Raw genomic sequence first — 9,367 nt, 5'->3', positions numbered from 1 at the left:
CCGGAGAGCTCGTTCGGGTACCGGCTCGCGATCACGCGCGGGAGGGACACCTGGTCGAGCAGCTCGAGGACGCGCTCGCGCTGCGACGTCCGGTCGCCGACCTTGTGCACCCGCAGCGGCTCCGAGATGGTGTTGCCGATGTTGTGCAGCGGGTCGAGCGAGCCGTACGGGTCCTGGAACACCGGCTGCATGGAGCGCCGGAGCGCCAGCATGTCGCGGCCCTTGAGCTTCTCTGTCCGGCGACCGGCGATCGAGATCGCTCCGGACGTCGCCGTCTCGAGGCCCAGCACCAGGCGGGCGATCGTCGACTTGCCCGATCCGGACTCGCCCACGAGCGCCGTGGTGGTGCCCTTCGGGATCGAGAAAGACACGTTGTCGACGGCGGTGAAGTCCTCGGCCTTCAGGCCGCCGCGGCGGATCTTGAAGACCTTCGTGAGGCCGTCGACCTCGATCATCGGGGCGCCCGAGGCGACCGCGCCGGCGTGGTGCGCGGCGCCCGCGCCGACCAGGTCGACCTCGCGCACGGCCTCCGACTCGCCGGAGACCGACTCCACGGCCCGGCCGGCCGTCGACTGGATGCGGCGCGACGCGAGGCTGGGCGCCGCCGCGATCAGGCGCTGCGTGTAGGGGTGCTGCGGGTTCTGCAGCACCTCCACCGAGGCGCCGGACTCGACGATGCGGCCCTTGTACATGACGATGAGCTTCTCGGCGCGCTCGGCGGCGAGGCCCAGGTCGTGCGTGATGAAGAGCAGCGCGGTGCCGTCGGTCTTCGTCAGAGTCTCGAGGTGGTCGAGGATCCGGCGCTGGACCGTGACGTCGAGCGCCGAGGTGGGCTCGTCGGCGATCAGCAGCTGGGGAGCCGCGGCCAGGCCGATGCCGATCAGCACGCGCTGGCGCATGCCGCCCGAGAACTGGTGCGGGAACTGCTTGAGGCGCTTCTCCGCGTCGGCGAGGCCCGCGTTCTGCAGGACCTCGATCGCCTTGGCGCGCACCTCCTTGCGACCGGTCGCGAGGCCGTTGGCCTTGATGGTCTCCTCGACCTGGAAGCCGACCGACCACACGGGGTTCAGGTTCGACATCGGGTCCTGCGGGACGTAGCCGATCCGGCGGCCGCGGATGTCCTCGAGCTCGGTCCTCGTCGCCTTCGCGAGGTCCTTGCCGTCGAACAGCACGGAGCCGGCGGTGACCTGGCCGGTGCCGGGGAGCAGGCCGATGATCGCGGCGGCGGTCGTCGACTTGCCGGAGCCCGACTCCCCCACGATCGCGACGGTCTGGCCGTGCTCGATCGTGAGGCTCACGCCGCGGAGGGCGGGGACCAGTCCGCTGCCGGTCTGGAAGCCGACCTCGAGGTCGGTGACCTCGAGCAGCGGCCCGTGCGGTGCGTTCGGTGTCGTGGCGGTCATCGGAGGGCCCTCGCCTTCGGGTCGAGCGCGTCGCGGAGCGATTCGCCGAGGAGGATGAAGCTCAGCACCGTGACCGTCAGGGCGATCGACGGGTAGATCAGCGTCTGCGGGTTGGTGCGCAGATCGCGCTGGGCCTGGCTGATGTCGTTGCCCCACGACATGACCGAGCCGGGCAGGCCGACGCCGAGGAACGACAGCGTCGCCTCCGCGGTGATGGCCGCGCCGAGCGAGATCGTCGTGACGACGATGACGGGAGCGATCGAGTTCGGCAGCACGTGCCGGAACAGGATCGCCATGCGGGAGAGGCCGGTCGCGGTGGCGGCGCCGACGAAGTCGGCCTGCTTCACGCGGAGGACCTCGGAGCGCAGGACGCGCGCCGTCGTCGGCCAGGCGAACGCGCCGATCGCCAGGGCGATGACGAACACGTTCCGGTAGGCCGAGAAGACGGACATGATGACGACCGCGGCGAGGATGTAGGGGATCGAGAAGAAGATGTCGCCGAGGCGCATGATCACGGTGTCGACCCAGCCGCCGAAGAAGCCGGCCAGAGCGCCGCCGATGACGCCGGAGACCGTCGTGATCACGATCACGATGAGGCCGACGGTCAGCGACGTGGACGTGCCGTGGATGATCCGCGAGAAGACGTCGCACCCCTGCTTGGTGTAGCCGAGCAGGCTGCCGTCGCCGGGGCCCTGGTTGCTGAACGAGAGCGCGCACTGGCGGGGGTCCACCGAGGTGAACAGGCCCGGGAACAGCGCGACGGCGATGATGACGAGGATCAGGACGCCCGAGATCCAGAACATGGGCCGCTTGCGCAGGTCGCGCCACGCGTCGGTCCAGAGGTTGCTGGGCTTCTCGTCGAGGCTGACGGCGTCGACCGACGCGATCGGCGTCTCCTCGAGCGGGGCCACGAAGTGGTCGATGCGGCGGGCCTTCTGCGCGCCGCCGGTGGACTCATTTGGCATAGCGGATCCTCGGGTCGAGTACGGCGTAGAGCAGGTCGACGAGGATGTTCACCACGAGGTAGAACAGCACCATGACCGTGACGAAGGAGACGACGGTCGGCCGCTCACCTCGGATGATCGCCTGATAGAGCGTGTTCCCGACTCCGGGAACGTTGAAGATGCCCTCGGTCACGGTCGCGCCGACGATCAGGAGGCCGAAGTCGGCTCCGAACTGCGTCGTGACCGGGATGAGCGAGTTGCGCAGGACGTGCACGGGGATGACGCGGCGTCGCGAGAGCCCCTTGCTGTACGCGGTGCGGACGAAGTCCGAGCCGGCCGTCTCGATGACCGAGCCGCGCGTGAGGCGGATGGCCGACGCGACCACGAACAGGGCGAGCACGATCGCGGGCAGCAGCAGCCTCTGGAACGACGCGTCGGCTCCGACGGTCGGAGGGAACCATCCCAGCTGGATCGCGAAGAAGGACTGCGCGATGAAGCAGAGCACGAAGATCGGCACCGACACGAGCAGGAGGCTGACGACCAGGGCGCTCGCGTCGAAGAAGCTGCCCTTGCGCAGACCGCTGATGAGGCCGATGGTCAGCGCGACGACGATCTCGATGACGATCGCCATCATGGCGAGCGTCAGGGTGACCGGGAAGGTGCGGGCGAGGATCTCGTTGACGGACTGGCCGGAGAACGAGATGCCGAAGTCGCCGCGGACGACGCCTCCCAGGTAGTACAGGTACTGGACGAAGAAGGGCTCGTTCAGGTGGTACTGCTCCTCGAGGCGGGCGAGGAGTGCGGGGCTCGGCGTCTTGTCGCCGAAGAGCGACAGGAGCGGGTTCCCCGGCATGGAGAAGACCATGAAGTAGATGAGGAACGTGGTGCCGATGAGCACGGGGACGGCTTGCAGGATGCGTCGGACGATGTAGGCGAGCATGTCAGCCCAGCCGGTTCCGGAGTCGCATGGATGGGGACCTCATTCGATTGTGACCGAAACAGGGCGCTCCGCCCGTGCCGTGACCTGGTGGCCGACGGCACGGGCGAAGCGCCCCAGTGGTTCGAGCTTAGTTCTTGGTGATCTCGTAGTAGAGCGGCACCGAGTTCCAGCCGAACTCGACGTTCGACACGCCCTCGCCGTAGCCGCCGGTCACGTTCGCGTACCACAGGGGCAGCGACGGGAGGTCCTTCAGGAGGATCTCCTGGGCCTGCTGGAACGTCTTGTTCGCAGCGTCGGCGTCGGCGTCCGACAGGCCCTGCTGGAGCAGGGTGTCGAACTCGGGGTTCGAGTAGTCGCCGTCGTTGGACGAGGCGCCGGTCACGTAGAGCGGTCCGAGGAAGTTGTAGAGGCTCGGGTAGTCGGCCTGCCATCCGGTGCGGAACGCGGTCTCGATCGAGCGGTCGACGATCTTGGTGCGCGCCTCGGCGAAGGTCGGGTACGCGTCGCCCTCGGCGTCGATGCCCAGCGTGTTCTTGATCGAGTTGGTCACCGCGTCGACCCAGCCCTGGTGGCCGCCGTCGGCGTTGTAGGCGATCTTGAAGGTGCCGTCCCAGGGGCTGATCGCGTCGGCCTGAGCCCACAGCGCCTTGGCCTCGTCGGGGTTGTACTCGAGCACGTCGGCGCCGGAGAGGGCGTCGCTGTAGCCGTCGATCACCGGGGAGGTGAAGTCGGAGGCCGGGGTGCGGGTGCCCTCGAAGATCACGTCGGTGATCTCCTTGCGGTCGAAGGACATCGAGATCGCCTGGCGGCGGAGCTGGCCCTCCTCGCCGTCGAAGTGCGGGAGACGGCCCGGGATGGTGAAGGACTGGAACACGGCCGAGGGCTGGTTCACGGCGCGGTCGCCGAGGTCGCTCTCGAAGGTGCCGAAGGCGGAGTCCGGGATCTGGTCGATCACGTCGACGTTGCCGCCGAGGAGGTCGGCGTAGGAGGCGTCCTGGGTGGCGTAGAAGACGATCTTCAGGCCGCCGTTCTGGGCCTCGCGGGGGCCGGTGTACTCGTCGTTCTTGACGAGCTCGATCTGGACGTCGTGCTGCCACGCGTCGTCGCCGTCGAGCTTGTACGGGCCGTTGCCGATCGGGTTCTCACCGAAGGCGGCCATGTCGTCGAACGCGGCGGCGGGCAGCGGGTAGTACGCCGAGTAGCCGAGGCTGATCGGGAAGTCCGACTGCGGGGACTTGAGCGCGACGGTGAAGGTGGTGTCGTCCACGGCCTTGAGGCCGGTGAGCTCGCTGTCCTCGGTGTCGCTGAAGCCCTCGAAGTTCGAGAAGAACGACGCGCAGAACTACACGATCACAATCAAGTCGGGCCTGACCTTCACGAACGGCGACCCGGTCACCTCCAGCTCGTTCATCGACGCCTGGAACTACGGCGCCAAGCTGTCGAACAACCAGCTCAGCGCGTCGTTCTTCTCGAACTTCGAGGGCTTCAGCGACACCGAGGACAGCGAGCTCACCGGCCTCAAGGCCGTGGACGACACCACCTTCACCGTCGCGCTCAAGTCCCCGCAGTCGGACTTCCCGATCAGCCTCGGCTACTCGGCGTACTACCCGCTGCCCGCCGCCGCGTTCGACGACATGGCCGCCTTCGGTGAGAACCCGATCGGCAACGGCCCGTACAAGCTCGACGGCGACGACGCGTGGCAGCACGACGTCCAGATCGAGCTCGTCAAGAACGACGAGTACACCGGCCCCCGCGAGGCCCAGAACGGCGGCCTGAAGATCGTCTTCTACGCCACCCAGGACGCCTCCTACGCCGACCTCCTCGGCGGCAACGTCGACGTGATCGACCAGATCCCGGACTCCGCCTTCGGCACCTTCGAGAGCGACCTCGGCGACCGCGCCGTGAACCAGCCCTCGGCCGTGTTCCAGTCCTTCACCATCCCGGGCCGTCTCCCGCACTTCGACGGCGAGGAGGGCCAGCTCCGCCGCCAGGCGATCTCGATGTCCTTCGACCGCAAGGAGATCACCGACGTGATCTTCGAGGGCACCCGCACCCCGGCCTCCGACTTCACCTCCCCGGTGATCGACGGCTACAGCGACGCCCTCTCCGGCGCCGACGTGCTCGAGTACAACCCCGACGAGGCCAAGGCGCTGTGGGCTCAGGCCGACGCGATCAGCCCCTGGGACGGCACCTTCAAGATCGCCTACAACGCCGACGGCGGCCACCAGGGCTGGGTCGACGCGGTGACCAACTCGATCAAGAACACGCTGGGCATCGACGCCGAGGGCGACGCGTACCCGACCTTCGCCGAGGCGCGCACCAAGATCGTCGACCGCTCGATCGAGACCGCGTTCCGCACCGGATGGCAGGCCGACTACCCGAGCCTCTACAACTTCCTCGGACCGCTCTACGTGACCGGCGCCTCGTCCAACGACGGCGACTACTCGAACCCCGAGTTCGACACCCTGCTCCAGCAGGGCCTGTCGGACGCCGACGCCGACGCTGCGAACAAGACGTTCCAGCAGGCCCAGGAGATCCTCCTGAAGGACCTCCCGTCGCTGCCCCTGTGGTACGCGAACGTGACCGGCGGCTACGGCGAGGGCGTGTCGAACGTCGAGTTCGGCTGGAACTCGGTGCCGCTCTACTACGAGATCACCAAGAACTAAGCTCGAACCACTGGGGCGCTTCGCCCGTGCCGTCGGCCACCAGGTCACGGCACGGGCGGAGCGCCCTGTTTCGGTCACAATCGAATGAGGTCCCCATCCATGCGACTCCGGAACCGGCTGGGCTGACATGCTCGCCTACATCGTCCGACGCATCCTGCAAGCCGTCCCCGTGCTCATCGGCACCACGTTCCTCATCTACTTCATGGTCTTCTCCATGCCGGGGAACCCGCTCCTGTCGCTCTTCGGCGACAAGACGCCGAGCCCCGCACTCCTCGCCCGCCTCGAGGAGCAGTACCACCTGAACGAGCCCTTCTTCGTCCAGTACCTGTACTACCTGGGAGGCGTCGTCCGCGGCGACTTCGGCATCTCGTTCTCCGGCAAGTCCGTCAACGAGATCCGCGCCCGCACCTTCCCGGTCACCCTGACGCTCGCCATGATGGCGATCGTCAGCGAGATCGTCGTCGCGCTGACCATCGGCCTCATCAGCGGTCTGCGCAAGGGCAGCTTCTTCGACGCGAGCGCCCTGGTCGTCAGCCTCCTGCTCGTGTCGGTGCCGATCTTCGTGCTCTGCTTCATCGCGCAGTCCTTCTTCGCGATCCAGCTGGGATGGTTCCCTCCGACCGTCGGAGCCGACGCGTCGTTCCAGAGGCTGCTGCTGCCCGCGATCGTGCTCGCCCTGTTCGTGGTCGCGTCGGCCATCCGCCTCACGCGCGGCTCGGTCATCGAGACGGCCGGCTCGGACTTCGTCCGCACCGCGTACAGCAAGGGGCTCTCGCGACGCCGCGTCATCCCCGTGCACGTCCTGCGCAACTCGCTCATCCCGGTCACGACGCAGTTCGGAGCCGACTTCGGCCTCCTGATCGTCGGCGCGACCGTGACCGAGGGCATCTTCAACGTTCCCGGAGTCGGGAACACGCTCTATCAGGCGATCATCCGAGGTGAGCGGCCGACCGTCGTCTCCTTCGTCACGGTCATGGTGCTGTTCTACCTCGTGGTGAACATCCTCGTCGACCTGCTCTACGCCGTACTCGACCCGGGGATCGGCTGTGCCTAATGAGTCCACCGACGGCGCGCAGAGGGCCCGCGGCATCGACCACTTCGTGGCCCCGCTCGAGGAGACGCCGATCGCGTCGGTCGACGCCGTCAGCCTCGACGAGAAGCCCAGCAACCTCTGGACCGACGCGTGGCGCGACCTGCGCAAGCGGCCCATGTTCTGGATCTCGGGCGTCCTGATCCTCGTCATCATCGCCGTCGCGCTGTTCCCGGGCCTGTTCACCTCGGTGGACCCCCGCCAGTGCGCGCTCTCGTTCAGCAACCAGGGCCCCGGCGACGGCAGCCTGCTCGGCTACACCAAGCAGGGGTGCGACGTCTTCTCGCGGATCATCCACGGCACGTCCACGTCGCTGACCGTCGGCCTCATCGTGATCGTGATCACGACGGTCTCCGGCGTCATCGGCGGCGCTCTGGCCGGCTTCTTCGGCGGCTGGGTCGACACCGTGATCATGCGCCTCGGCGACATCTTCTTCTCGATCCCCTACATCCTCGCCGCGGTCGTCATCATGTCCGTCTTCTCGGCCTACCGGAACGTGTTCGTCATCGCCCTGGCGATCGGCGCGTTCGCCTGGCCGACGACGGCGCGCGTCCTGCGCTCCGAGGTCCTCCGCGTGAAGCAGGCCGACTTCGTCGGCGCCGCCACCGCGACCGGCCTCTCCCGCATGGCGATCCTGTTCCGGCACGTGCTGCCGAACTCGATCGCTCCCGTCATCGTCGTCACGACGATCTCGCTCGGCGCGGCCATCACCGCGGAGGCGACGCTGTCGTTCCTCGGCGTCGGCCTGCCCGGCTCGGTCATGTCGTGGGGCAACGACATCAGCCAGGCCCAGCGCGATCTGCGCACCAACCCGCAGACGCTGATCTACCCGTCGATCGCCCTGACGGTCACGGTGCTGAGCTTCATCCTCCTCGGCGAATCGCTCCGCGACGCGCTCGACCCGAAGGCGAGGGCCCTCCGATGACCGCCACGACACCGAACGCACCGCACGGGCCGCTGCTCGAGGTCACCGACCTCGAGGTCGGCTTCCAGACCGGCAGCGGACTGGTCCCCGCCCTCCGCGGCGTGAGCCTCACGATCGAGCACGGCCAGACCGTCGCGATCGTGGGGGAGTCGGGCTCCGGCAAGTCGACGACCGCCGCCGCGATCATCGGCCTGCTCCCCGGCACCGGCCAGGTCACCGCCGGCTCCGTGCTGTTCGACGGCAAGGACCTCGCGAAGGCGACGAGGACCGAGCTCGAGGACATCCGCGGCCGCCGGATCGGCTACGTCCCGCAGGACCCGATGTCGAACCTGAACCCCGTGTGGTCGGTCGGCTTCCAGGTCGAGGAGACCATCAAGGCCAACGGCCTCGCGACCGGTCGCAAGGAGGTGCGCGCCAAGGCGATCGAGGTCCTGCAGAACGCGGGCCTCGCCGACGCGGAGAAGCGCCTCAAGCAGTTCCCGCACCAGTTCTCGGGCGGCATGCGCCAGCGCGTGCTGATCGGCATCGGCCTGGCCGCGGCTCCCCAGCTGCTGATCGCCGACGAGCCCACCTCGGCGCTCGACGTCACGGTCCAGCGCCGGATCCTCGACCACCTCGAGACTCTGACGAAGACCGACGGCACCGCGCTGCTCTTCATCACGCACGACCTGGGCCTCGCCGCCGAGCGCGCCGAGAAGCTCATCGTCATGTACAAGGGCCGCATCGTCGAGTCCGGCGCCTCGGTGGAGGTGCTGCAGAACCCGCAGCACCCCTACACGCAGCGCCTGATCGCGGCGGCGCCCAGCCTCGCGTCGCGCCGCATCCAGTCGACGGCCGGCCGGGCCGTGGAGTCGGTCTCCGGCGAGTCGGAGGCCGTGCGCGAGGTCGACCTGGTCGGCGCGGGCGCCGCGCACCACGCCGGCGCGGTCGCCTCGGGCGCCCCGATGATCGAGGTCGACGGCCTCACGAAGGTCTTCAAGATCCGCCGCGGCGGCCTGAAGGCCGAGGACTTCACCGCCGTCGACAACGTGTCTTTCTCGATCCCGAAGGGCACCACCACGGCGCTCGTGGGCGAGTCCGGATCGGGCAAGTCGACGATCGCCCGCCTGGTGCTGGGCCTCGAGACGGCGACGTCCGGAGCGATCTCGATCGCCGGTCGCCGGACAGAGAAGCTCAAGGGCCGCGACATGCTGGCGCTCCGGCGCTCCATGCAGCCGGTGTTCCAGGACCCGTACGGCTCGCTCGACCCGCTGCACAACATCGGCAACACCATCTCGGAGCCGCTGCGGGTGCACAAGGTCGGCGACCGGACGTCGCAGCGCGAGCGCGTCCTCGAGCTGCTCGACCAGGTGTCCCTCCCGCGCGTGATCGCGAGCCGGTACCCGAACGAGCTCTCCGG

Annotated in this window: 7 protein-coding genes and 1 pseudogene; 4 read left to right on the top strand and 4 right to left on the bottom strand. The window is 68.3% G+C overall.

Going from position 1 to position 9,367, the window contains the following annotated elements:
- The 4 genes and pseudogenes from C5D04_RS16995 to C5D04_RS16980 all read right to left on the bottom strand — a co-directional run.
- Positions 1–1,403, bottom strand: a 1,403-nt coding sequence (locus C5D04_RS16995; protein WP_104348083.1) for an ABC transporter ATP-binding protein, incomplete at its 3' end; no start/stop codon positions are given.
- The gene (locus tag C5D04_RS16990) at positions 1,400–2,368 is read right to left on the bottom strand and encodes an ABC transporter permease (protein WP_104222976.1); all 969 of its coding nucleotides are present in this window, start codon (positions 2,366–2,368) and stop codon (positions 1,400–1,402) included. The genes C5D04_RS16990 and C5D04_RS16995, both read right to left, overlap by 4 nt.
- Complete coding sequence (locus C5D04_RS16985; RefSeq protein ID WP_104222975.1) at positions 2,358–3,287, bottom strand: ABC transporter permease; 930 nt, start codon at positions 3,285–3,287, stop codon at positions 2,358–2,360. Before C5D04_RS16985 ends, C5D04_RS16990 begins: the two co-directional genes overlap by 11 nt.
- 127 nt (positions 3,288–3,414) lie before the next feature.
- Positions 3,415–4,569, bottom strand: a pseudogene (locus C5D04_RS16980) (ABC transporter substrate-binding protein); the annotation flags it as partial.
- A 16-nt stretch (positions 4,570–4,585) separates the two neighbouring features.
- On the opposite strand from C5D04_RS16980, the gene C5D04_RS16975 reads away from it, so the two are divergent.
- The 4 genes from C5D04_RS16975 to C5D04_RS16960 form a co-directional block, all read left to right on the top strand.
- On the top strand, positions 4,586–5,953 hold the full coding sequence (locus C5D04_RS16975; RefSeq protein WP_258068962.1) for an ABC transporter substrate-binding protein: 1,368 nt from the start codon (positions 4,586–4,588) through the stop codon (positions 5,951–5,953).
- 127 nt (positions 5,954–6,080) lie between these two features.
- Positions 6,081–7,007: an ABC transporter permease gene (locus C5D04_RS16970; protein WP_104348085.1), complete on the top strand. Its 927-nt coding sequence runs from the start codon at positions 6,081–6,083 to the stop codon at positions 7,005–7,007.
- Positions 7,000–7,968, top strand: coding sequence for an ABC transporter permease (locus tag C5D04_RS16965; protein WP_104348084.1), 969 nt, complete (start codon positions 7,000–7,002; stop codon positions 7,966–7,968). Before C5D04_RS16970 ends, C5D04_RS16965 begins: the two co-directional genes overlap by 8 nt.
- Positions 7,965–9,367, top strand: a 1,403-nt coding sequence (locus C5D04_RS16960; RefSeq protein WP_104348083.1) for an ABC transporter ATP-binding protein, incomplete at its 3' end; no start/stop codon positions are given. The genes C5D04_RS16965 and C5D04_RS16960, both read left to right, overlap by 4 nt.

It is taken from the genome of Rathayibacter sp. AY1D2 (genome assembly GCF_002932695.1).
Lineage (GTDB): Bacteria > Actinomycetota > Actinomycetes > Actinomycetales > Microbacteriaceae > Rathayibacter.
This window is presented reverse-complemented; position numbering and strand designations above follow the sequence as displayed.